General features: G+C 34.8%; 22 protein-coding genes and 3 pseudogenes. 5 read left to right on the top strand and 20 right to left on the bottom strand.

The genetic code is table 11. From position 1 onward, the window contains the following. The 13 genes and pseudogenes from BPMYX0001_RS09370 to BPMYX0001_RS09315 form a co-directional block, all read right to left on the bottom strand. Positions 1–425 (bottom strand): DUF3952 domain-containing protein (locus BPMYX0001_RS09370; protein ID WP_244268578.1); only part of this gene is annotated, 425 nt, incomplete at its 3' end. Next, positions 422–4,651, bottom strand: a pseudogene (gene essC, locus BPMYX0001_RS09365) (type VII secretion protein EssC); the annotation flags it as partial. The gene BPMYX0001_RS09370 and the pseudogene essC, both read right to left, overlap by 4 nt. After that, a pseudogene (locus BPMYX0001_RS34860) lies at positions 4,649–4,927 on the bottom strand (FtsK/SpoIIIE N-terminal domain-containing protein); the annotation flags it as partial. The pseudogenes BPMYX0001_RS34860 and essC, both read right to left, overlap by 3 nt. A 304-nt stretch (positions 4,928–5,231) precedes the next feature. After that, on the bottom strand, positions 5,232–6,431 hold the full coding sequence (gene essB / locus BPMYX0001_RS09360) for a type VII secretion protein EssB (RefSeq protein WP_003197233.1): 1,200 nt from the start codon (positions 6,429–6,431) through the stop codon (positions 5,232–5,234). Positions 6,432–6,521: 90 nt separating this feature from the next. Then, on the bottom strand, positions 6,522–6,773 hold the full coding sequence (locus BPMYX0001_RS09355) for an EsaB/YukD family protein (protein ID WP_018765510.1): 252 nt from the start codon (positions 6,771–6,773) through the stop codon (positions 6,522–6,524). Positions 6,774–6,785: 12 nt separating this feature from the next. Beyond that, on the bottom strand, positions 6,786–7,289 hold the full coding sequence (essA, locus tag BPMYX0001_RS09350; protein WP_018765509.1) for a type VII secretion protein EssA: 504 nt from the start codon (positions 7,287–7,289) through the stop codon (positions 6,786–6,788). After that, on the bottom strand, positions 7,261–10,893 hold the full coding sequence (esaA, locus tag BPMYX0001_RS09345) for a type VII secretion protein EsaA (protein ID WP_157753617.1): 3,633 nt from the start codon (positions 10,891–10,893) through the stop codon (positions 7,261–7,263). The genes essA and esaA overlap by 29 nt, the downstream gene beginning before the upstream one ends. Before the next feature lie 154 nt (positions 10,894–11,047). Next, on the bottom strand, positions 11,048–11,344 hold the full coding sequence (locus BPMYX0001_RS09340; RefSeq protein ID WP_003197226.1) for a WXG100 family type VII secretion target: 297 nt from the start codon (positions 11,342–11,344) through the stop codon (positions 11,048–11,050). 177 nt (positions 11,345–11,521) lie between these two features. Continuing rightward, positions 11,522–11,959, bottom strand: a complete 438-nt coding sequence (locus tag BPMYX0001_RS09335; protein ID WP_006094651.1) for a GNAT family N-acetyltransferase — start codon at positions 11,957–11,959, stop codon at positions 11,522–11,524. 4 nt (positions 11,960–11,963) lie between these two features. Beyond that, positions 11,964–12,344: pseudogene (locus tag BPMYX0001_RS33905) on the bottom strand (cupin). Between the two features lie 23 nt (positions 12,345–12,367). Beyond that, on the bottom strand, positions 12,368–12,853 hold the full coding sequence (locus BPMYX0001_RS09325) for a GNAT family N-acetyltransferase (RefSeq protein WP_018765504.1): 486 nt from the start codon (positions 12,851–12,853) through the stop codon (positions 12,368–12,370). Then, entirely contained in the window at positions 12,850–13,353 is a 504-nt protein-coding gene (locus tag BPMYX0001_RS09320) for a 2'-5' RNA ligase family protein (RefSeq protein WP_006094648.1), read from the bottom strand. The genes BPMYX0001_RS09325 and BPMYX0001_RS09320 overlap by 4 nt, the downstream gene beginning before the upstream one ends. Before the next feature lie 51 nt (positions 13,354–13,404). Further along, positions 13,405–13,971: a GNAT family N-acetyltransferase gene (locus BPMYX0001_RS09315; protein ID WP_006094647.1), complete on the bottom strand. Its 567-nt coding sequence runs from the start codon at positions 13,969–13,971 to the stop codon at positions 13,405–13,407. Positions 13,972–14,110: 139 nt separating this feature from the next. Between BPMYX0001_RS09315 and BPMYX0001_RS09310 the strand changes: the two genes are divergently transcribed. Together BPMYX0001_RS09310 and BPMYX0001_RS09305 are read left to right on the top strand one after the other, a co-directional pair. Continuing rightward, on the top strand, positions 14,111–15,013 hold the full coding sequence (locus BPMYX0001_RS09310; protein WP_006094646.1) for an ABC transporter permease subunit: 903 nt from the start codon (positions 14,111–14,113) through the stop codon (positions 15,011–15,013). Then, positions 15,010–16,050: an ABC transporter permease gene (locus BPMYX0001_RS09305; protein WP_018765500.1), complete on the top strand. Its 1,041-nt coding sequence runs from the start codon at positions 15,010–15,012 to the stop codon at positions 16,048–16,050. Before BPMYX0001_RS09310 ends, BPMYX0001_RS09305 begins: the two co-directional genes overlap by 4 nt. Before the next feature lie 79 nt (positions 16,051–16,129). Here BPMYX0001_RS09305 and BPMYX0001_RS09300 read toward each other — a convergent pair whose 3' ends face one another. Continuing rightward, on the bottom strand, positions 16,130–16,555 hold the full coding sequence (locus BPMYX0001_RS09300; protein ID WP_006094644.1) for a GNAT family N-acetyltransferase: 426 nt from the start codon (positions 16,553–16,555) through the stop codon (positions 16,130–16,132). Between the two features lie 130 nt (positions 16,556–16,685). Between BPMYX0001_RS09300 and pdxR the strand changes: the two genes are divergently transcribed. Beyond that, entirely contained in the window at positions 16,686–18,107 is a 1,422-nt protein-coding gene (gene pdxR, locus BPMYX0001_RS09295; RefSeq protein WP_006094643.1) for a MocR-like pyridoxine biosynthesis transcription factor PdxR, read from the top strand. Between the two features lie 26 nt (positions 18,108–18,133). On the opposite strand, the gene BPMYX0001_RS09290 is transcribed toward pdxR, so the two are convergent. Beyond that, positions 18,134–18,991 carry a YitT family protein gene (locus BPMYX0001_RS09290; RefSeq protein ID WP_003197206.1) on the bottom strand — a complete coding sequence of 286 codons (858 nt, stop codon included), beginning with the start codon at positions 18,989–18,991 and terminating at the stop codon, positions 18,134–18,136. A 177-nt stretch (positions 18,992–19,168) separates the two neighbouring features. Between BPMYX0001_RS09290 and BPMYX0001_RS09285 the strand changes: the two genes are divergently transcribed. Then, positions 19,169–20,044, top strand: coding sequence for a phosphotransferase (locus BPMYX0001_RS09285; RefSeq protein WP_033798836.1), 876 nt, complete (start codon positions 19,169–19,171; stop codon positions 20,042–20,044). A gap of 23 nt (positions 20,045–20,067) precedes the next feature. Beyond that, positions 20,068–20,937 (top strand): GNAT family N-acetyltransferase, encoded by an 870-nt coding sequence (locus tag BPMYX0001_RS09280; protein WP_006094641.1) that lies wholly within the window; start codon positions 20,068–20,070, stop codon positions 20,935–20,937. 96 nt (positions 20,938–21,033) lie between these two features. Here BPMYX0001_RS09280 and alr read toward each other — a convergent pair whose 3' ends face one another. The 5 genes from alr to BPMYX0001_RS09255 all read right to left on the bottom strand — a co-directional run bounded on the left by alr (position 21,034) and on the right by BPMYX0001_RS09255 (position 25,661). Next, the gene (alr, locus tag BPMYX0001_RS09275; RefSeq protein ID WP_006094640.1) at positions 21,034–22,209 is read right to left on the bottom strand and encodes an alanine racemase; all 1,176 of its coding nucleotides are present in this window, start codon (positions 22,207–22,209) and stop codon (positions 21,034–21,036) included. Between the two features lie 201 nt (positions 22,210–22,410). Continuing rightward, a complete protein-coding gene (locus BPMYX0001_RS09270; protein WP_006094639.1) occupies positions 22,411–23,610 on the bottom strand; it encodes an MFS transporter in 1,200 nt (399 codons plus the stop codon). Positions 23,611–23,872: 262 nt separating this feature from the next. Beyond that, a complete protein-coding gene (locus BPMYX0001_RS09265; protein WP_006094638.1) occupies positions 23,873–24,418 on the bottom strand; it encodes a MarR family winged helix-turn-helix transcriptional regulator in 546 nt (181 codons plus the stop codon). 238 nt (positions 24,419–24,656) lie between these two features. Continuing rightward, a complete protein-coding gene (locus BPMYX0001_RS09260; protein ID WP_006094637.1) occupies positions 24,657–24,857 on the bottom strand; it encodes a 4-oxalocrotonate tautomerase in 201 nt (66 codons plus the stop codon). 15 nt (positions 24,858–24,872) lie between these two features. Further along, complete coding sequence (locus tag BPMYX0001_RS09255; protein ID WP_006094636.1) at positions 24,873–25,661, bottom strand: 2-keto-4-pentenoate hydratase; 789 nt, start codon at positions 25,659–25,661, stop codon at positions 24,873–24,875.

Below are 25,661 nucleotides of genomic sequence, written 5' to 3'. Positions count from 1 at the left end.
GCGTCTACATTAGGTGTAGAAAACTGAATGTTTTTGTTTGTATAACTTATATTTGTATCGTATATTCGCTCTGCTTTTTTATCCTTTGTACCCCTTATATGTTCTCCAGAGTAAAGTATTGTGTACGTACTCTTAGACTGTGATGTTACACCATAAAACGAATGATCCCTTATCGAAAAAGTTCCTTTCATGACTTGACCTATTCTTACTTCATCCTCCTTCTCTTCCACCTTCGGATACTCTAGAATTCTATAAGCATTTACTGACACATAAGCATACCCATCATCACTTGCAGCCATGACAGTCTTCATATCACCTTCATCCAGTGCTTTGACAATATCCTTATACGCAACCTTGCATCCTGTAAGTGTTAAACATGTTCCTAGTAATACACTTATGAAACCCATTTTTACTCTTTTTTTCATACGGTCACCTCGTTCGTTACTCTTGGCATTTTGAGTTTCATAATGCTTCCTTTTTGGTAGTAATACACTTCGTCTTTCCCTAAAGATGCTTCGTTACTTACGTATTTCACATTGAAAACACTTTGGTCGTTTAATGGCATTGCGATGATGCCCGCTGTTAGTTTACTTCTCATTTTCATCGGTAAGGCATCTCGGTTTCGATCCATATAGTCATGATGTCCTGCTAGGACGAAGTAAATACCAACTGCACGAGATAGATCCATTAAAGTTGTTGCGTCGTCTGTTTCTAAGTAAACGAGTCTGCTAAATTCTTCAACGTTTGTCATAATGATAAGTTGTTTTGTAAACACTGGTATTTCTCTTCCTTCTTGTCTTGCTTGTGATAATTCAAGAGATCGTTCACGAATCACTTCCATCCAGTATTTCACGTGAACGTTTACTTCATTTTCTTCTACGATGTAATGAGTCACATTGTCTTTATACTGAACGAAGCTATACTCCGCTGTATCTACTAATGTTATACTCTCAAAATAGTCTTTATTCATTTGGGAGAGTATACTTGATATGACTTGTTTTCTAATACTATCATCTGCACTGTAAACCATTAAATGATCATTAACTGCAATATCATGCGCAACGACTTCTACATTTGTGAAGTCAAGTCCCAGTGGAACTTTTCCTGCTTGTAATGCTTTGGTAACGTCCTTGTTTTTACGATATGTTACAAGATCAATGATTTCTGGCATCATTGGAATTGCCTTCGGACGTTCTCCATCCCATTCTTGATCCATTTCACTTGCTTCTTGTTGCAATAATTGAATTTGTTGTAATTCATCTTCTGCTTTTGTTGGTAACACTGACTGGAATAATGTCGGTGAATCTAGTTTTATAATTGCTCGTCCTGCCATTTCTTCCACTTTTACATCAGATCGACCTACAATGCCTGAGATTTCACTTTGATCAATCATATATAGACATGTTTGCAATTTAATATTGTTATATAGCTGAATACGCAGTGCATTTTGTCGACCTGCACTGATTAGTGTATGAATACCTAAGCTTGCGCCATCACGAACAATTTGTATCATTAACATTTCAAAGTCTTCGTAAAATCTAGCTTCTTTTACCGCATCGTAATTATCAATCGCAACGATGATATTCGGCATTTGTTTACCGCTAGCTTTTTCATACATTTCTATGCTTGCAACGTCATATTCACTTAACATACGTTTACGTTGTTTCATCTCTTGCGTTAATCTTTCAACTAGTTTTAAGCACTTTTCTGCTTCGTCAATCGTAATCGTATCCGCAACATGTGGCAGTCCCTTTAATGGTAAGAGACCATTCGTACCAAGGTCTACTAAATACACATGCAAATGCTCCGGACTATTTTGACGCGCTACATCCATAATGACTGATTGTAAGAAAGTCGATTTACCGTAACCTGGGCTTGAGAAGACGGCCACATGTCCATCTTTACTTATGTCTAATGTTAATGGTGTTTGTGATTGTAATTCAGGTTGGTCTAGTAAACCAACTGTTGCTTGCAATGGTTTCTTTGCTTCATTCCATGCTTCTTTAAAGTGCACTGGGTGTAAGTCTTGCAGGAATATTTTTTCTGGAAGCGGTGGTAACCACGGTCTTGCGAGCGCTTCAATTTGTCTTTCTTCTGTATAATCATGAATATAATCGATAACTGCATCAAGTTCAGACGGCACCGTCGCAACTTCTTTGTTATCTCCAAGTCCACTTAAGTCTTCACTTAAGATTTCATATTGACCTAAGTCGTTGATTGCATAAATTGTTGTATCGAGACGATCTTGATCATCCTTATCTTCTACATAGTCAGCACCGCTCCATGCAGATTGGAATAATTCATAGATTTCATTATTTCCGACTTGTAAGTACGCACGTCCTGGCAATGTAATTTCTGCTGCGTCAGGTGTTTTTAATATTTCATTACTGTCTGATGTATTTTGCACTTTAAGCGCTAGTTTAAATTTCGAGTTACTCCAAATTTGATCATCGACAACCCCGGTTGGTTTTTGTGTAGCCAGTATTAAATGAATACCAAGAGAACGCCCGATACGCGCTGTTGAAACTAATTCTTTCATAAAGTCTGGCTGCTCTGCCTTCAACTCCGCGAACTCATCACTAATTAAGAATAGATGCGGCATCGGCTCTGTTACAGCGCCTTCTTTGTATAATTTTTGATATTGGTTAATATGATTCACATTATTCTCGCCAAATAAGCGTTGGCGTTTTTGTAATTCTGCCTTAATCGAAGCAAGTGCACGCATACTTTGCGCACCATCTAAGTTCGTAATCGTTCCTAGTAAGTGCGGTAGATTTCTAAATAAGTTCGCCATTCCTCCGCCCTTATAGTCAATTAATAGAAACGCAACTTCATAAGGATGGAAATTGACCGCAAGAGATAGAATATACGACTGAATAATCTCTGACTTACCAGAACCTGTAGTACCAGCAATTAACCCGTGTGGTCCGTGTGCTTTTTCATGTAAGTTTAAGTTCACAAGATCTTCTTTACCGCGAAGACCAAGCGGAACAGCTAATGATTTATGAGCGGCATTTTTTGCCCAGCGGCCTGTAATATTTAGCTCGTTCACTTTTTCAACGCCATACATTTCTAAGAATGTAACACTTTCTGGAATACTATTTTTCAAGTTTTGCAGGTGATTCAGTGGCGCAAGTGCTCTAGCTACATCTTCTAAATTAAATCCTTCTGGAAAATGATCCGGTGCGAACTGACGATTTACAAGTTCCCCTTGTTCTAGGATGATATTTCCTTTTTTCGAGTCTCTTATGTCAACAACTGTCTTCACATGCTCTGGTAAGCTTTGCATCACATCTTGAACGAATACGAGTGATACACCTAAATCACTTGGATCTTCATTAAAGAATTCCATCACAACGTGATCTAAGATGAGTTTTTCATCCGTTATAAGGACAACATAATGCGGTGAAAAATGTATTTTTTCACTTGAATTGCTTTTTTCATCTACTTTCAGTTTTCGTTCTTTCAATATTTGATACAAACTATTCAGTACTTGGTCTCGGCTTCTATCATGATATACAAAACCGCGTACATTAATATCACGTACACTTGCATGAGGCAACCAGCGCATCCAGTCCCACTTCTTCTTCTCCTCTTCAGGAAAGACTGTAATAAACTGCAAGTCATAATAACTATGGAATAAAGCTGTTTGCATCACTAATAGTTGTAATTGTTCGAGCACTAACGAACGCTGCCCAATATATCCAACTGGTCCATTCATTAAATCTGTTACAACCGGAACATCGGCTTGAAAAAGATATTGCTGTCTTAGCTCACGTGCCATGGCAATAAGCTCGTCTTTAAACTGGCTAAATTCCTCTTCATTAAATTCAATTTCAAAACTAGTATCTACATTCCCTTTTCCCACTCGGTATGTTAAGAAATCATGATGCATGATTGTTTTTTCATATATACGAGGGTTCACTTCTATCGCCATTTCTCTAATTTCGGTAACATCTGGATAATGATAATGAAGTGCATGACGCTGTTTCTCACTTTCAGCATGTAAATCCTTTGTTTTTTGCATTAAGTATTCTCGATAACTCTTATCTCGCTCGGCAATATCAATTTTGTATTGCTTTAAGTTTTTTATGTACGATGTGATCGAAACAATAACAGTCACGACTGTCATTGCTAGCGATGCGAAAATAAATAAACCGTATGATTGAAATATAGATAACATGACAGTTACCACAATCATTACGAGAGATGGAACAATAATCCTTGCTAGATGCTCTGTTGGTTTTGATGGTTTTGATGATGGTTTTGCAATTATCATTTTTTCAACTGGCTCACGATAAATAATCCGTGGTGAACGATGATAATCTGGATACTCATCATGATAAAAGCTGTCCGCTTCTAGTAAACGAGGTAATGTCGAGTCTACCCGTTTTTCTGCTGCGAATATTTGAACATCTTCACTTCCAATTTGAATTGTTACGCCATCAAAATATAAGTGATCTCCAGCTTCTACATTCGCTGTACCTTTCAATTTAGAATAATTATGAAAGACGTTCCCCTCATACACGTTAATTTTAAACGGCTCATCTAATGTTTCACGAATGAACAGAAAATCTGTAGTAGCATCATGAACTGTTATATCATCGTAGTCATTTTTACTAATTGCTATCGAATATTTCGTTGATGTATCATATACAATTACTTCTTCTACAGTTGCAATCCAAATGCGCATAGCCTTGTTATTCTTTAATTGAATTGTATTCGCCTTATTAAAACAAAGGACTTGCTCTCCTATCTTCCAAGCTTCTAATTCGCTATCCCAATTTAACAAAAGTGATTCATCTAAATCAAAGTCAGTAATATGATTTGACCATTCTTTCCCAATCGTCACTGTAGGACGTTCGGATGGATGTAAGCGGCATTTATGTAATCGATTGCCGTAACTTAGTGCAAGTAGTTGCTCCATACTTCTCCACTTCTCCTTTTGTTCGCTCTATCTGTAAGGAGTTTCCATACATATATATCCATTTTGATTTTCCAACATATAAGTCGCTGCTATGAAAAATAAAAGGTATCCTACACTCGTTTTCTCTTTTTGTTTTCACTTAGCATGGGCTCCATGGACGGACGCTCTTTCCCACCTAAAAAGAAAGGGTTTATGTCGGTTTTTCATTTTGTATTTATATAGATTGGATATATACGTACTCCCTATCTTTTCTTGTTGTTTATATATCCATTTTCATATAGATTCAGCAAAAGTCTTCATCCTTTTACTTTGCTTTTTTTGTATTAGATATATCTTTTTCATTGGATGAATCACTATATTTTTTCTTATATTCATTCAATTGTTGTTCAAATGTTTTTAGCTTTTCATCGCGCTCTTTTCCTGGTAAATCCGGATTATTTTTCACTGCTTCTATTTGTTTAATTAAGCCATACATGATTAATTGTGGATCATCCACACTTTTCGCTAAATCTAACGATTTATCAAAATTACCTTTTCCGTTGTAAATCCAGTACAATAAATACTTTTCATCACTTTTTAAAGTAACATTTTTCATAATTGCTGCTTTTTGCTCATCAGATAATTTCTCTACTTTCAAGTAGGAATACGCTAACTCATATTTAGATGCTAGCGGTAATGATTCAAACTCTTCCTCATTCAAATTACTAATTACCTTATCGTAATCCGTTGCTAAGAAATTTTTATTAGCTTCTAGAAGTGTATTTTGATACGGCACTTTCATAAATGTGTAGTAAACGACTGGTGCTGCTAAGATAACTGTAGCTGCCGCAAATGAAAATGCTAAGTATTTAAATAATTTAAACTGCTTTTTCGGAACAAGTTGCATTGTTTTTTCTGCTTTTGCTTGCTCCTTTAAAAAATTCACTTCGATAAACTGTTTCAGTTCCTCAAAGCTTTCCATGTTGACCACATTCTGTTCAAATGTAGTTTCTTTTGCGCTTTCCAATAAACCAGCATATAGATCATCATAACTATGTTTTTTGGAAAACAAAGCAATAATAAAACATTTGTAGTGGAGTAAAAATTGATTTTCTGTTAGTGGTTTGGGCGGGGCAATCTCTCGAATTCCGCGATGTATAATAAACGGCATTAAATTTGCATCAAATACTAAATTATCCGGGTGTAAAAAGAAAGTTATTCTTCTATGCAAATACTCTTGAAAATGAGATAGATTTCGGATTAAACGTAATTTCTCATTTCTTTCTAATTTCTTTACATCTTCCCATTTCAATAATTTCTTTTCTACCGTATATGTAAAAGTAAATGTATCATCATGCTCTTCTATTGTTACTGGTAGAAACATTGATGATTTTTCCGTTAATAACTCCAATTGACGGGTATCTTTTACTTGCGTTTGAGATTTAGCAAGTTCTAATTTCCAAGTATCTTCTTCTATTTCAAATCGATACTCCATTGAATCAATCTGAATTGTTTTCTCCGTCATGTTCTTCCTCTTCTCCTTTTCACCATAAACCTATTCTGATTTTACGAATTCACTTGAGTAGGTTACATGCTGCGTTCATGATTATGTAATTTATATTACTTGTAATATATCTCCATCTGTTACTTGGTGATCTACCAATCTATCATCATCTGTTAATAATAACGATTTATTCACAACTTTAATTACGTAGTTTGATGTATCGTATTTTTCAATTTTTAATGTTTCAATTAAATTTTTAAGCAAATATTTAACAGACTGATGATTGGGGATTCGTAAATCGTATGTATTTCCATTCCATTTATGAAAATCAACAGTGACGTTAATATGTGTCTGTATAGCCATTTGTGATTCTCCTTACATCCAAATTTTCCGAATGATGATTCCAAATCCAATAAAAATGAATATAACGCCAATAATAATTAATCCAATCAATGTCGGACTAATTGACTCTTCTGTTTTGGCTTGGCTATGATCCATTTCACTAGAACTTGCTCTCACGTTATAGTTTTTTGAAAACAAACTCTTCTGTGTGTCTTTCATTTTATCTATTTTTTTCGTATTCAAAAATAAAGAGTCATTCAACTCTTTCATTTCTTTCTTTTCTTTCTTTTGTTTTTCATTAATTTGTTTTTCAACTTCTTCATTAAATAATTGAATTGCTGCTTTATCGAGCTCTGTCTCTTGCTGTCCTTTTTCATTTCTTTCTTGGTTATCTTCATGTAGCCGATCTACTTTGAAATCAAGTTTACCATTATCATTCAGGTAACTGTCTGCTGCGCTACCCATGAGGGGCGCAGCAAACAAGAAAAGAAAAAAGACAAATGATAATCTAGCCAGCTGTATGCATTGTTTCATCATCGTCAATTTTTTCCTCCCACCTTTTATGCCATACAAATAGATTGATAATAAATCCAACAATTGCTATTACAAGAAGGACTGCGAAAGTGACATGACCATCATTTTTACCACTTATAAAATTATTTAAGAAATCTTCTATATATTGAAGTGGTGAAAATTCACGTAACTTACCAAGATATGATGTCTTAGTTACCTTAACTCCAACAGCTTCTGTTAAAAATAGATACAGACTTAATGACGTTAATAAGATAAACATGCCTATCATTTTTGCTTGGCGTAATAGATATGTTGAAACGAAGACAAAAGCCATCATTGTAATTGTTATAAAAGCAATCCAAATTAACCTTTGATTTCCGCTGAATTCTAATAATTTCCCAGCGATGATACCAATTATAACTCCTTCAACAATAGCTATTCCGAATGTAATTGCCGTGATTGGTAAGTTCATATCTAAAATTGATGATTTTTCTTCAAAATCATCTTGTTGATGACGCTTTCTTTCCTGATTCGCAATAGCGTATGACGTAAATAAAGAAACAATAAAACATACTAATACAATTAAATATGGTGTAAAGGCATTGCCTGCTGTAATAACACCGTCATTTTGTTTTAAAACTGGATTCGCTAAAAACTTGTATAACTGTTCATTCTGACGTTCGCCAACACGGCTATTCGCTAATACTTTACTGAAGTTTTTCGCGAATGACTTATCATCCGATACTTTATCAGTTAAATCGTTTAATAATGTATCAGCTTTTGACACCATCGTTACACCGCTGTCTTGAATTTCTTTTGCTTGATTATTAATTTGATCAAACGTTTTATATACCTCGTCAGAAGCTAGCAAAGTACCTTTCGAACTTTCAGCTAACGATTGACTCTGTGTCACTAATGATTTCAATCCAGTGTCTAATGCTAATATAGCTGTCTGTTCTCCTTCACGACTACTTACTATTGTTCTTTGTTCCTCCATCAGTTTTAGACTACCTTCACGCCACTTCATTGCACCGTTTAAATACTCAGCCAGATTCGTATTCATTACATTAGCTTGTTCTGATGTTTGTTTTAATGTTTCTGCCAAACGGTCTGAATTTTGGTTAACATTTTTAGCTAAGAGCTGCAAATCATTAATTTTTTGTTTTACTTGATTCATCTCAGATGTTACTTCCGCCTGAATTTCAGATGAAACAAGACCTGTAATGATATCTAACACATTTTGTTTATTTAACATGTAATAAAGAGATTTTGATGTGGCAAGATCTTTTAAAGCTTGTTTTTCTAACTTTCCTGATAAATCTTCTGTTTTCATATCAAGCCCATAATACAGTTCATATAAGCCTGATAATTCTTCATAATTTTTCACTGTGTTCACAGCGTCTTTTATTAACCCCTCAGATGATGCTGGAGATAAAACTTCCATTTTTTGATGAACAATATGATCATTAGTACGTTCTATTGTTTCAACTTTTTTATCTCCCTCACCCGGATTAGTTGTACCACCGCCTGGGTCTGTTGTGCCACCGCCTGGGTTTGTTGTGCCACCGCCTGGGTTTGTTGTGCCACCACCTGGGTTTGTCGTACCACCGCCTGGGTTTGTTGTGCCACCACCTGGCTCTGTTGTGCCACCACCTGGGTTTGTTGTACCACCGCCTGGGTTTGTTGTGCCGCCACCTGGCTCTGTTGTGCCACCGCCTGGCTCTGTTGTGCCACCGCCTGGCTCTGTTGTGCCACCGCCTGGGTTTGTTGTGCCACCGCCTGGGTTTGTTGTACCACCACCTGGCTCTGTTGTGCCACCACCTGGGTTTTTGTTTCCATCTTTATTTGGTTCTTTTGTTTCACTACCAGTCTTACTATCTGTCAATTGTTTAATTGAATGTACTGGCGTTTTTGTGCGATTTGTCAGTTTGACAACTTGATTACTTTGTTTATTATTTTCACCAGTTGTTTCTTGTCCCTCGGTCGGAGGATCAACTGGCTTCGTTTCCGTTGGTGTTTTTTCATGCGTATGAGTTAAATTCCATTTCCATGTTACTGGTGTAAAAACATCAATCTTTGCGTTTTCATCCGACAATTTGACACGCACACCAACAGATAATTCTCCTTCTTCTCGAGAAGGCAGCTTGACACTCCCATTACTTAAATAGTCTGCAGTATAGTCTTGTCCGTTAATCATTAATGCTTCCGTACTTGAATACAGTTCAAATCCCTCTGGAAGTTGCAAATTAAACATTTGCTCTCCATCCATTTTTGCAACTTTTTCTTTATCTTCAAAAATAATTCCATCAGTAGCTAGGCCTTTCTTAATATTCTTGATTGTATTTTCTAATGGAATATCGTTAGAGCCTTCATAATGGAAGCTATTCTCTTCCCCATACTTCTTAGAAACTTGAACTACATTTTTCAGCTGCGTCTTTGTCTCATCAGGTAATGTGAGTCTATCAATTTCTTCAACATCCATACTTGCTAACTTATTGATTAAACTTTTAATCTGTTCGTTAATTTGATTGTCTGGTTGTTGCATTAAGGTATTTAAATATATCTCTTTTGTGTTATTACCCGAAAGTTTTGCTTTTAATTTCTCATTAATTGTTTCTTGAATATTCTTCTTGAGCTTATCTGCTAGTTCTTCATCATAGCTTTTCATTTTATTTGTGACATCTGCTAAATACTGTTGAATTGCTGTTGAGTCAGTTAAAGCATTAGATTGTTTATCTGAGTCATTGAAATGGCTTGCGATAACTTTATTCGCCGATTCCAATGCACTTAATTGCTTTAGCACATCATTTGTACTAAGGTCACTGTTAAATTGATTAAGCTGATTTGAAAAATTATTTGCTAACAAATTATTGCCTGTTTGCAAATTTTGAAGATTATCGAAACCACCTAAATAGGTAGCATTCGATTTCGCACCCTCATCGATTGTTTGACCAAATCTTTGTAATACCCCTTCAAACCCTTTAAAGCTATTAACAGAGACACCTGTATAATCTTGTACTGTTTTAAATTGTTGTGTATAGTTTGCCAAAGGATTATGTACATCTGTTTTATATACTTTCATGTGGGCTTGTTCTTTATCTACGATTGTCCCAATATTATCCTGCGCAGCTTGTAATTTCCCAATTATGCTAGCAAAATATACATCTATAATACGTCTATTAAAATCTTCTAAAATCGATGCGGCTGTCTTTTCCGCTTCTGTTTTTAATTCTTTATTTCCAGTTGCATTTACTTTATAACTTAATGTTAGTTTCTCTGGTGCTTCAGCATGAATTGAAACAGCCTTTCTAGAAAAGTCATTCGGAATTACAATCATCATATTATAGTTATTGTTTTTCAAACCATTTTCTGCAACTCCACGACTGACCACATACCATTGTTGATTATTGTCTTTATTAATATTTTTTATAAACTGATCTCCAAATGCTATTTTATTCCCTTCAAATAGCGTCCCTTGATCCTCGTTTACTAAAGCAACCGTCATTTTTGGAGTGCTTTTTTCATCTTCTTTTTTTAACTTTTTATTTAAAGCTAAATAGGAAGTCCCTGTTGCAAATACAAGTGCTAAAATGATAAACAACAAGATACTCCACTTAATTTTTTTCAATACTTATCACTCCTGCGAATAAAAAAATCTAAAAATAGCCTATTATACATAAAAATTAAAATTCATTCTTTTCTTAAAAGTAAGTTAGCCATACAACAGAAGTCGCATGGCTAACTTTGAAACCTTCTTTTTATGTAGAGAATATCAACGTTTCTTATTTCAAGCCGAAATTACGTGATAACTCTTCATCATGAGAAGCAACAGCCTCTGCAGTTTTGGTAAGTTGAACATCAATCTCATGTAATAATTGTGAGAAGCTTTCTACTTTTGGTCTTAAATCGTTGAATTGTCGATCAAAACCATCAAAAGCACGGCCTTCCCATTCTCCACGTAATTCATTTTGTAATCCTTGTAATTTTCCAAGAATATCTTTAATTTCATCAGAGCTTCGTCCGTATAGTTTAGCTTTTGATTTTAGCTCCTCAGGACTCATACGAATTTGTCCAGCCATTAAATTTTCCCCCTTAATAATGAATGAATTGGTTAAATTGATAGAATTTACTAAAATTCAATTCTACTTGGATAAGTATAGAATAATAATAAAAATTTGAAAAGGGATTTTTTTCACTTTCATGGAAAAATTTTATAAATTTTATTTATTCTATTTATTTATATATACAGATATAATTCAACATTTAAGCTTCAATGTCATAACTACTTGCCTCTCAACAAATCCAAATTCTTTATACATCTCTTTGGCGAAATTCCCAGCGAATACATTTAAACGTATTTCTTTATACTTTTCTTGCAATCTATCGATTCCTGCTTTCATTAGTTTTCGGGATAACCCTTTTCCTCTATACGCTGGAAAAATATATAATTCATAAATGAATCCCAGTCTTTCTCCTGAAAAATAATCTGTATTCTCTCCAATTAAAATCCATCCTGCTAGCACATTCTCTTGTTTTACAACTAAATAATACGCTCCTTTATCTAATAGAGGCTGTGTAATCTCAATCGCCTTTTCTTGGCTTAACTGACACGTTTCTTTTGTTCCTTCAAAAAGTGATTGTGCTGCAAAATTTAATATTTGCTGAACTTCCTCTTCGTTCGCCTTTTGAATCATCCTTTCATCCTCCTATTCCTTCGCCTTCTCTTTCTACAATCGGCATTCGGATATTATTTTCTAGATTCTCTGACTCAATTACAATTGCCATAAGCCCAGTTTCAGTAGTTGTTTTATGGAATTCCCCTTTATCCCATAAAACAGCTTGACCCGGGTGCACTTTCTTTTTCTTTTTATCTGCGCCACAAACAAGTCCTTACCCTTGCACAATTAGAAGAAGCTGAGAAACAACTGCTTCATGATACCCGATTATTCCTTTTGGTTGTAAATGCATACAACCAATATGTACCTCTCCTTGATGTTTTACTATTTTTGACATAATAAAGTTAGAATGAAACACTGATATGTGATTCCCTGCCATTTCACCGAAATCGAATATCTTCATCTCTTCTCCTCCTAAACCATTTACTATACATGTAACACCATTCTTACCGTTTGCATCATGTGTCCCTCAAAGTCTTCTTCAAACTGTTCTAAAGCGGCGAAACCTTTTGCTTTATAAAACTGTTTTCCTTTTTCATTTTCCGCTTCTACACAAATATAAATCTTCTTAGCACCGTCTAAAACCGCGATACCTCTTTGCAATAAAGCTGTCCCAATTCCTTTTCCTTGATGATCCGGTAATAAATAAATGGCTCCTAATTCCGCTTCATTTTGATGTTTTACAGGTGAAAAATTAGCAAATCCAACAATTTGGTCTTCTACTTCTGCTACGAGTAAGTATGAATGTTCTAAACGTCGTTTCATTATTTCATTTGAATATGCTTGCTTTAAAAATTCATCTTGAATTTCCTGTGGAATGATTCCTTTATATGTATCATGCCAAGCTATTTTTGCCACTTCTTGTACAGCTGTAATGTCCTCTACATTCATTTCTCTAACTACATACGTCATATCGATATCTCCACTCTTTTCAAAAAGTATTGTGCTACTATGCTACAAGAAGCTGAATTCCGATTTTCATAGTTCACTTTAATTAACTTTAAACTTTCTACAACTGCCGTTTGTGCACGAAAACCTTTATATACAAAATCCATTACACGAACAAATTGCTCCCGCTCTAAACGATTGGCAATTGTACAATGTGGTACCCACTTCTCAGGTACATAATACGACTGTGGCTGATCATGAAAATCCGTAAAATGATTATGAAACGATTGATGCAACTCTAGTAATCTTCTTGTTATTGTTGGTGCCAAAAAGATTGTTCCATTTGTAGGAAAGGTGCCAACAGAAGAGAATTCAACTAGAAAACGCTCTACACCCTCTGTAAACTTTTCAAATTCATTTCTATATGTTTCCAAATCCAAAGCATGATAATCGACTAATGTAATATGAGGTTCTAAACCCTCGTTATGTACAACGTCTGTTAGCCCTTCCCATATCTCCTTCACACGCTCCGAAAACCTCTCATCAAATGTAGCAATAACGGCATACCTCTTACTTTACTCCTTCACTTCTCTTAATGCTTCCCACTCTTCACGAATCATTCCCATTCGAATAGAATCATAATATGCCCCATTATAGTAACGACATTTTCGCATTCTACCTTCTAACTTCATCCCAATTTTTTCTGCGACTTTCATCATTCGTTCATTTCCAGACCAAGTTGTTAGTCCAACCCTACCAATCTCCATATTTTCGAATAATAAATCTCTATATAGTTGCACAGCTTCTGTACCATAACCGCCATTCCAATATGCTGGGTCATAAATGGTGATCCCTATTTCTAACCAGCGTGACGCCTTATATTCCCAATAGAAACCAACTGTCCCTATTATTTCGTTATCGGCTTCAATAATAAGTTGCGACAAAGGTTCCTCTTTTAGCTTAGCTTGCAAACTTCCCTTATACACTGGGTATTCCTGAATAGAAAATGGAAAGTATGGCGCATCCCACTTTTTCCATTCAGGGTTTTCTTCTTTGTATATTTGTGAATATAAAGAATTTATATCTTTCTCTTCTATTTTTCTTACTATCACTTTTTTACCTTGTAAATATATCTGTTCCATATTGCCTCCTATGCTATCAAGTAGAATATTAGAATTTAATGTATCACTAATAATAACAATAATATATATTCTTCTGAAAAATCAAACACTAAATCTCACTTTGTTGTATAATATTGTAAAAAGATGACGGAGGGATTTGATGTTACACAAAACATCTCAATTTATGATAAAACTTTCATCGATTATTTTATCACTCTTACTATTATTAAATTTACCTTATTTATTTATCACTCAAGGGGGATTCACCTTTCAACCGATTCAATTTTTCAAACAGATTTTTACTATGTTAAAAGAGGTTTTCTCTCCCGAGTCTCTTATAGTTCTATCATCAGAAGCGAAGTTCGGTAATTTCAAAAAAACACCATTATTTCCAACCGTATTAGAACCTTACATATATTCATTTACTGTTTTGTTTGTAGCTTTCGTTCTTGCACTCTTTATTTCATCTAGCATGGCGTTTTTCTATTTTTTAGCAAAGGATTCTATCAAAAAGTGGATTAACAGATTTATTTTTGTATTAGAAGCTATCCCTGATATGATGATGATGATTTGCTTACAAATGTTTTTCATTTGGTTACTTCAGAAATTCGGGGAATCTCCTGTCACAATTATTTCTTTTAATGAAAATCGCGCTTATTTACTTCCTATTTTATCTTTAGCGGTTTTACCTACATTACAAATGTTTCGGATGATGATTTTATATATAAAAGAAGAACATGGAAAACAATATGTAGAAGTTGCTTACGGAAAGGGCCTTTCATCAAGATATATACTGTGCATTCATTTATTCAAAAATATATCTATTCATTTCTTCCACCATTTAAAAACAATTTTCGTTTTCTTACTTTCTAATTTGTTCATTTTAGAATTTATTTTTAATATGCAAGGTATCATTCAATTTTTATTTAGGAAGGCGTTTATTTCACCTCCCGCTACATTTATCATACTTATCATGATTATCTTACCGTTTTATATTATTTTTCAAATCACTTCTTTTATGATGAATAGGTGGCAAAAACAAATGAGAGGAGAAGTTATATGAGGTCTATTTGGAAATCAAAACGCTTTTTAATCGGATTCATTTATCTTTTTGTACTACTTACAGCTAGCTTTATTTATAGTTGGTTCTTTAAAGATAGCATACCAGAAGCACCTCTATTGCTTTACAATGACAATAATGAATTACTTGGCAAGGCACCCTTTTCACCATCTTTAATGCCACCTTTTGGCTCTGACCGTTTTGGAGAATCTATTTTCTTACAAATTTTAGAAGGAGCGAAATTTACAATTTTATTTGCTGTCGGAATTAGTTTATTACGTATTTTATTTGGGACATGTTTAGGTATCCTATTAAGTTTATACGCTGCAAAATGTAAAAGATTTTTCCAGGCATGTTCAGAAGTATTTTATTATATCCCAACTGTATTTATCGCATTTATACTCATCACACCGGTTAATATTGTAATTACATCAAATGCGGATCGGCTAAGTCCAAATATTCCATTTACACTTTATCAAGCTATCATACTCATTTTTATTGCTCTACCTACAATTTCTTTATATATTTCATCAGAAGTTGATGAGTTTATGAAGCAAGATTATATAATGAGCTCACAATTAATGGGGGCAAGCCGTTTTCATATTATAAAGAAACACTTGCGTGTCTTATTATTAGACCGAGCATTTGTTTTATTTATGGAGCATATTGTCCAAACACTCATACTTATGATCCATCTAGCATTACTTAACATTATAATCGGTGGGATACAACTGAAAGAAATGGACCAAGGTGAGTTCAAACCTGTTTCACTCTCAAATGATTGGGCAGGCCTTATTGGATTAAATCGTTATGAAATGAATCTTTCATTATGGATTATCTTTTATACACTCATCACATTCTTTATTACTATACTTTTCATTAAACTCATGACTATTGGAATACAAGATGCCCTAAAAACAAGAAGTTCACAAGCAGTAATGGTGCAACCTGTTCAAGACCAAAAAATATATGTAAAAAATAAGGATTCTTTTTCATTTGCTTCTTTAGAGGAAAGAAAACGTTCTTCGTTACATTTGTAAAAAAGTGATTAGACTAAAGTAAAAAATTAGAGGAAGTACGGAGTCGATATCAAAAACAAAGAAGAGGTAATCCTCTTCTTTATTTCAATTTCTTATGAAATGAATAACTAACTTTATCATATCCTTCACGTTCATAAAAACGATGTGCGTCAACCCGTGGAAAAGCTGATGTCAAAACAACAGAACTACATCCCTTTTCTGCTCCCCACTCTTCTATATATGATAATAACGCTTTACCATAGCCTTTTGAGCGATGGGCCCCCGCTGTAACAAGATCATATACAAAAACATGTTTCTTATTATAGAAATTCGTACATACCGCTACCCCTGCAAGGCTTACCACCTCATCTGCGTCATTACACAAAGAAAATAATTGATAGCGTTCCTCTTTCATCTGACGAAATAAAAATTGTGCTTCCTCTTTTGTAAGCGCAGTTCGTAATTGTTGTAAAACGGATAATACCGCATCTAATTGATCTTCTGATTTTATTTCCTTAACATTCATCGCGAATCTCCCCTAACTATTTATAAAATTTTCTAAATGTTATATTATTATTATAAATAGAGACTGCCCTTTCCTTAAGTGGCAGTTCATCCCTTTTTTATAAGGCCAGTTTTAAAGGAGAGCGCATGTAATGGATTTAACCATTCCTCTACAATTAGAAAGTAAAACACCCATCTATATACAAATTTATGACTACATGAAACAAGAAATCTTAAAGGGAACGCTCCCTGCCGGAACACGTCTCCCTTCTCACCGAAATTTAGCATTACAACTTGGTGTTAGCCGCATTACAGTCGAATCAGCTTATCAGCAGTTATCCGCGGAAGGCTATGTGGACAGTAAACCGAAGCGTGGTATATTTGTTACGGAAGTAGATGTAGATGTTATACCATATAAACAACATGCTCCATTTTACCAATTTGAAAAAAAACAAACAGAACCGCTCTTTTTTGATTGTAATCAAGGAAACATCGATCAAACAGCCTTTCCACTCTCAAATTGGAAAAGAGCCCTACAAGAATGTTTACTCCAATATGAAAACGAATTATTTACAAAAGAAGATCCACAAGGAGAATATATACTTCGTACTCACATTGCAAAATATTTGTATCATGCTCGCGGGGTTCATTGCACACCTAACCAAATTATTATTGGTGCTGGTACACAACCCCTTCTTTGGTTACTTATTCAATTACTTGGGCAGCAAAAATCATACGCAATCGAAAATCCTGGGTTTCACCGCGTAAAAGCTATTATTCAAAGCTGCAGTCTTCCTTTTCATCCTGTTCCATTAGATGAGCAAGGAATGAACATTTCATCTCTCAATAATTGCGATGCGAATGTTGCTTATGTTACGCCTTCTCATCAATTTCCATATGGCATGATTATGCCTTTATCAAGGCGGCTTGAGTTATTAAACTGGGCTAATGATCGCTCTGGTTATATTATTGAAGACGATTATGATGGGGAATTTCGCTACGTTGGAAAACCTATTCCCTCACTGCAAGGGCTTGATACAAATGAACGTGTTATTTACATGGGAACTTTTTCAAAATCGTTTTTACCTTCCTTAAGAATGGGCTATATCGTTCTTCCTAATCATCTTTTGGAAGTCTATAAAAACTTAGGCGGCATTTTTAAACAAACTGTTTCTAAAATACAACAGCTTGCTCTTGCTAACTTCATCCAAAAAGGAGATTGGGATCGGCACTTAAACCGCGTTCGTACATTATATAAGAAAAAACATCATAAACTAGTCAAATCACTTGTGAATCAAATGGGCACTGGTATTAATATACTTGGGGATCAATCTGGACTTCACATTGTACTACATGTTCATAACGGCATGAATGAACAAGAACTCATTCAATCAGCTGCTGAAAAACATGTAAAGCTTTACCCTCTATCCATATACGATCCAGTAAATATTTTGCAAGAAGAAGCTCATGTATTATTAGGTTTCGGAGGGATACCGATTGATGCAATCGAAACTGTTGTAACATTATTAAAAGAAGCTTGGTTTGCAAAAAAAAGCTGTTCCCTGCAGAAATAATTGCAAGGAACAGCTTTTTTACATGCCTAATCATTTGATGTTTGCCCTGAACGTGATGAGATACCTGGGCGTTTTACACCAGTTGTTTCCGTTGAATAAGAAGCTTCAATGATGGCACTTGAATCTACAGAGAGAACGAGATCTTTCATCTTTGGATAAATAAAACGGTTTGTAATACAGTAGATAATTCTCTGGTGCTCTCCTAAAAAACCACCTTCTCCATGTAGATACGTAACTGAAAGTTGTAACTCCTTCATAAGAAGTTCACCAATTTCTTTATTCTTACTCGAAATAATCATGACACTCTTGCCTTGATTAATGCCATCTAATATGAAATCAATCATCTTCGTAACAATATAGAAAATTGCAAGTGAGAACATTGCTTGCTCGATTGAAAACAAAATAGCGACAAATACAAAAATAACAGCATTTACAGCAAGTAAAAATGTACTAATCGGCACTTTAAAATGTTTGTTCATCCAGACCGCTAACATTTCTGACCCGTCAATTGCACCACCCATCTTCACAACAATTCCAACACCAATTCCAAATAATACTCCACCATACAATACAATTAGTAATTCAGACGTTGTGATAGCTGGAAATGGCTTCAAATAAATTAATCCGAGAGTTGTTACAACGTTGGCATAGGACGTACGAATAAAGAATTTTTTCCCCATTACTTTTGCAGTAAATAATAAGATAGGAATGTTAAGTCCTAAAAACACACCATAAAGCGGTAATCCAGCAACTTTATTCGCCATAATAGAAATGGCTGTTACCCCACCATCTACCAGTCCATTTGGTGCCAAAATCAGCTCCAATGAGCCAGCTACAATAATCGATCCAATTGTTAATAAAACATATTCAAATATTTTTTTCATTGATTACCCCCAAAACAGATATATTTTCTTAGTATTATCATACCAAAAATTCTCTATTTTTTCAAAGAAATGGCTTTATTTACACAAATTCGACACTAATTTGGAAATTTTTATATATTCTATTTCTAGATGATATATAATTATTTTATTGAATTTTTAGAGAAAAGGAGTTTTCTTATGTTACAAGGCCTATTTACCTCCCCTATCCTATCTATAGACACATTACACCCAGGTTATGAAGATCATGCCAGTGACGTCTGGCTCGTAAAAACAAAAACTGATGAGGTTATCGTTCGATCTTCTAAAATGAAAACAGAACCGAACAATGATTTTTGGTGGGGATGTAAACATCTATTTGGGATTGATCCAAGAAATGTACATATGTTAGAAACCATACACAAACAGTTACAGCAATACACAACGCTCCCAATCCCCAAAATATTACAGAAACATACATTAGAACGAGAATATGTTATTGTTGAGAAGTTAAACGGTCAAGTACTCAAATCATTTATAGAACAACCTAATTCTATCTTATATAACCTTGGAAAAAGATTAGCACAAATTCATCAGTATAAGGCAAATTATATCGGAAACCCTTCTGGAACTTTTCAAATTCCACTTCATAAGTTTCAAAAACATATAACAAACGTAAGTAAACAACTTGTGGAGATGTTTCACTCTAATAATTCTAAAATAAATGATTTATTCGTAGTATTTCAGTCACAACTTCAGGCACTACCAGTACCACAGGAAGCTACACTAGTTTTAATCGATATGGATCCAACTCAATTTTTAACAGATGGTGTAGTAATTACTGGATTAGTAGATACAGAAGCTTATGCGGTTGCGCCAAGAGAACTTGATTTTATTGGATTAGAATACGTATTTACTGAGAAAGAAGCTCATGCATTCCGACAAGGTTACGAAACAATTATGCCTCTTCCTAATTTAGAACAATGTAGGGCACCGTACCGATATTTATATCGATTATTATCCGTTCAAGGAAATGTGGGTTTAGAGGAGTGGCTACAACACCCCGTCTTCTTCTAAAATACTCTTAAGGAGATTACACTATGCAAATTCAAAAAAAGAAACGATTAACAATACCTGAAATACAGCACATCATAGATTTAGCTCATATTTGTAGGCGAAACGATGGCATCGATTATCCAGCAGATTTGCATGTCAATATTCTTAAGAATCGAAAAGAAAACCGGCTAAACGATTTTCTTTTTTATAACAATGAACAATTAATCGGTGTGTTAAACATGTATGAATTTGAAAGACCGACAAAACTTGAATTAACAGGATTTGTCCACCCTCATTTCAGAAAACAAAAAGTAGGAACTACTCTTTTACAAACGGCCATGGAAGAAATACAACAACGAGATGTTGATGAAGTCTTGCTCATCATAAACGGGGCATCAACATCTGGAAAAGAATTTGCCGAACAAGCTAACTTACCATACTTATACAGCGAGTACAGTATGGAGTTTCAGTTAGATACACAACAAACGACTATACAAAAACATACGATTGAGCTTATCCCTGTATCGACTGCCACATTTCTTACTCTTTTAGAAATATCTAGTAAAGCTTTTGGTGATTCATTGACAAATACATCCTCCTGGTTACAAAAAATAATGTCTTCTCCTACTCACCAAGTATATATTTCTCTCATCCATAAACAGCCAATTGGGACCATTACAGTAAATAAACAAAACGGATTTACTTCCTTATCCGGATTTGCTGTTCATCCTTCTTATCAAGGAAAAGGATATGGAAAAAGCATTTTGCAGTACATCGTACATCAGCTATTAACTGAGGGAAGAACGAAGATTGAATTAGAGGTTGAAACTAAAAACGATAATGCTCTAAAACTTTATAAACAGTGTGGTTTTGAGATTACAACAAGGTATGATTATTATAATTTACTAAATTGAACTACCCCCACCTCCACTTCGTTTAGAGGAGGGGGTCTTCTCGGTTAAAATGAATTAGTAAAGGACTGAATCTTAGCGATTCAGTCCTTTACTAATTCATTTGTTTCTTAATATATTCACAACAGTAGTCGTTTCATCATTTTCTTTATATACGCGTGGAATTCTTCGATCTAGCATACAAGTCACTTCATAGTTAATTGTACCCAATGTATCCGCGATTTCTTCTACAGAAATTTCTTCCTCACCTTGTCTACCGTAGAAAACAACTTCATCTCCTACTTGTACAGGCATTGCTTTTGTAACATCTAACATTAACTGGTCCATACAAACGCGCCCAAGAACTGGTACACGAATTCCATTAATTAACGCATGCCCCTTATTCGACAGCTGACGGTTATACCCATCTGCATAACCAATTGGAACAGTCGCAATCCATTCTTCTCCTGTTGTTACATACGTATTCCCATAACTTACACCACGATTTTTTTTCGCGTGCTTAATATGAGCCAGTTTCGACTTCAATGATAGTGCTGGCTGTAAAGAAACAACTGTATGATCTACTTCTTTCGAAGGATACATACCATAAATCCCGATTCCAACACGAACCATATTTTGAAATGTATTGCTTAGCTCCATTGATCCAGCACTGTTTGAACTATGGATATACGGAAGATGAATATCCATTTCCTTCGCTGTATTTACAGCTTTCTCAAATAAACTCGTTTGCATATTTGTATATGTTTTATTAATTTCATCAGCTGTAGAGTAATGTGTAAACATACCTTCTATTTCTATATATTTCATATTTTTTAGTTCTTCTAAAAATGGCGCAACCTCTTCTTCTTGTAAACCAATGCGACTCATTCCTGTATCTATTTTCACTTGAATATGCGCTTTCTTTTCAAGTTGCTTAGCAATTTCATTGATACCTTTTAGATCCTCTATTCTATATACCGTCATCATAATATCATACCCAATAGCATCTTTAGCAACATCCACTGGTGTATAACCTAAAACTAAAATCGGCACAGTAACTCCTGCTTCGCGTAGTTCGATTCCTTCATCTACAAAAGCAACAGCAAGTTGATTCACTCCTGCCTCAATTGCCGCTTTTGCAACTTCAACCGCCCCGTGTCCATACCCATTTGCTTTTACCGCTGCCATCATTGCAATATTTTTATCATTCACACGTTTTTTAAATTCTCTTACATTATGTTTTACAGCATCTAAGTTAACTTCAACAATTGTATCTCTTCCATATCTCGAACTCATGGGTCTAAACTCCTAACTCAATAATTGCTTTCCATTCTATTTCTCGTTTAATTATGACCTTTTACAATATAATACTTTTCATTTTCCTAGTCAAACTACTAGAATTTTCGGAATTTTGAATATGGTATAATACTCCTAAGACACTATTATATACGGAGATGAGGAGAATTACAATGTTTGTTCAAGCTGCATGAATCGACTTTAAGCCTCATCAAAAATAGATTCCTTGTTAATGAAAAGAGAAGAAATCAATCCTACGAAGAGTATTAAGCCTAGTAAAACAAAAGTCTGAGAATATCCACCAATATCCATAAGATAAATAGAGATAACAGGCCCTATACTTGTTCCTAAAAATAAAATGAAAGTATAAATTGAAACTGCTATTCCCCTTGATTTCCCACCTAACTCTCCGACAAGAGTGACCAATGCCGGGACAGATAAAGCAATTCCGACAACAAAACACACACTCATAATTATAAGAAAAGGAAGACTAGAAATAAACCCCAATGAACTTAAACTAAGAATGGCTATTAATAATCCTCCCTGAAGAACCTGCTTAACACCAAATCTCATTGTTAGACGCCCTGCAAGTGGTGAAATCAACATTCCAAATAATCCAGCTAAGCGAACGTAGAGAATTTGTTCTGCATATAACTGAAAGTTAGAAGAACTTAAATAGTTTCCTAAAACAGTATACATATTTACAAAAGCCATTAATAAGACAAATGCAATCATATAGCTTAATACTAAGTTTTTTTGCGTGAAGACCTTACCCATTTGTTTCACTGGTCCTAATATATCCGCGTATGATTGAGACGATTCTCCTCTTGGAAGAGCATAATAAATCCATAAAGCAGTAACTATATATACACTACTAAGAAGAAAAAACACCATATGCCATCCAAAATACTGACTAATTACAGCACTCATAACTTGACCTACAATTCCCGCTACTAAAAAACCAGTACTAACAAATCCTATGGTTGTAACCTTCTTTTCTACCGGAAACGATTCTACAACGTAAACTAACGCTACTGGAGAAAAAGTAGCTGCCGTTATACCTTGTAACCCGCGTAGCACAACAAGCCAAGATAGGCTATTGACTAAGCCCAATAATAAGGAAATAATCGCCAACCCAATTAGTCCAATCAGAATAACATTCTTTCGACCATACTTATCAGATATCGCACCAAATAGCAAACAACCAATCGCAAAACCGAGTGAAAACATACTACCAGTAATTGCAGATTGCGTTAATGAAACATGAAAAAAATCTGCGAATAGCGGAATCAATGGAATTGTAACATAAAGACTTGACATAACTGCCATACCCGACCAGCATAAAACAGCTGTCATTAACGCATAATTCTTTATAGAATTCACTTCTTTTGAAATTTGCAACTTGAATCCTCCTCTTTAGTAAAGTTGTCATTTAAATTCATACTGTTTACATTCCGCGCCTCAAAAGTGCCTAAAATAAAATCATAAAAAATTATTGCTTTTTACGTCCTCTACTTAACTTAACCCTTTTCAACTCCTTTACCGAAAATACAATATTGATTTAATTATTTCATCACCTCCTCTCATTTCGTTAGCCACACATATAGTTAGGTAACCTAACTATATGGCCGAATAAATAAGTTGATTTTTATAATCAACTTATTTACCTACCTTCTCCCACTTTCAATCGCATGTTTATTTGCATCTTATTTAATAATTTCTCTAATATTTGACGTTCTTCTTGATTAAAATCTTCCACCAATGATGCACACGAAGACCAAAAAGTTGGTAAGGAAAGAAAAACAAGTTCTTTTCCTTTCGGAGTAATCTTCACCTTTAATCTTCTGCGATCTTCAGCATGGTGGTACCTTACAATTAATGCGCGTTTTTCCATCCAATCTAATAATCCAGTGACTGAAGCGCGTGTAATTCCTAAACGGTTTGCAATAGCTGAAGGACTCATACTAGCTTCTTCCTCATTCGATTCAATTTCACGTAAAATAAACAACAATAAAAAATCTAATTTACTTTCAGAAATTCCAAGTGGCGCTAAATCCAGATCGACTGCATCCAAAACATCATCAGATGTCCATAGCATCAGTAAACCAAGTTTTGCTACGATTGGGTCCGTGTCTGCTGATACTGTCGTTTTTATCAACTTTGCATAAGGTTCTATCCCTAAAGGATGAGAATCGTTTTTTGAAGTCATTGCTCCCAGTCTCTCCTTTTTTCAATATCCTTCTCCAAAGTAATTAGTTTGACTAACTACTTTTTCATTATACTCATTTTTTCTATTTTATTGCAAGAACATCCTTATAAAAATTCCCTATAATTTAGACACCTTATCCAAGTTAGATGAAGCGTATCACCACCTAACTCTCTTACTTTCGCGCTACAAACAAAAAGTAATTCTTATTAAAAATAAGAATTACTTTTACTTAACAACACTATTTTTCTTCCACACTACCTTTCGCCTTTCCTCCGACACCCCAATGCGAACCCGGAATCTCATTTACTAGTACACGTACACGTTCAACATCTACATCCAAACTTTTTGCAACTGCATCTGTAACATTTGAAATGAGATTTTGAATCTGCTCCTGTTTTCTACCCTCAATAACTTGAATTTGTACAATTGGCATACCCATCTCTCGCTTTGCTCTTTATTCACAAAACATCGATACACTACCCAATCCTTCAAACTGCGCAATAATAGCGTCTCCAGTTTTGAAAGCAACCGCTTCAGATAATGCCCCACTTAGCACAATATCACCTTTTTTTAACCCTTCATTTTGTAATCCAAGTTTATTTACCGCCCAAGCAATTGCTGTTGCCGGATGTCCAAGTACAGCTGCCCCTGTACCAGTTGTCGCCGTTTTACCGTTTTTCGACATAACCATTCCAACATTAGCTAAGTCTATTTCCTGAGCGTTAATCCATTTGCTTCCTAATAGAAATTTTGAGGATGAACAATTATCTGCAATTACATCAGGCAATGTAAATTTAAAATTCAAATAACGACTATCAATAATTTCCAAAGCTGGCGTAACATATTTCGTTGCCTTTAATACATCATCCGCTGTAACGCTAGTACCTTGTAAATCATCTCCCATTAAAAAGGCAATCTCTGGTTCTACTTTTGGATGAATCAACGTTTCATACTGCACAGGTTCCCATTCAAACGCTAACATATCATGTAATAAATAACCGTAAATTGCTTCCTCAATCCCCATCATTTGTTGTTTCGCTTTACTCGTTAACCCAAGCTTTACACCAACTCGTTTGGATCCTTCTTTCATCTTTTGTTCAACTAATTGTTTTTGCAATATGTAAGCATCTTCTACCGTTAAATCCGGATGCTGATCTGTTACCTTTACTACTTCTTTTCGTTCCCTCTCCGCCTGAAGTAAATATTCAATAATCTCTGAATCCGCTCCTTTAACTAAAGCCAT

It is taken from the genome of Bacillus pseudomycoides DSM 12442, from assembly GCF_000161455.1.
GTDB classification, from domain to species: domain Bacteria; phylum Bacillota; class Bacilli; order Bacillales; family Bacillaceae_G; genus Bacillus_A; species Bacillus_A pseudomycoides.
Note: the sequence above shows the minus strand (reverse complement) of the source record. Positions and strands in the feature narration are given on the sequence as shown.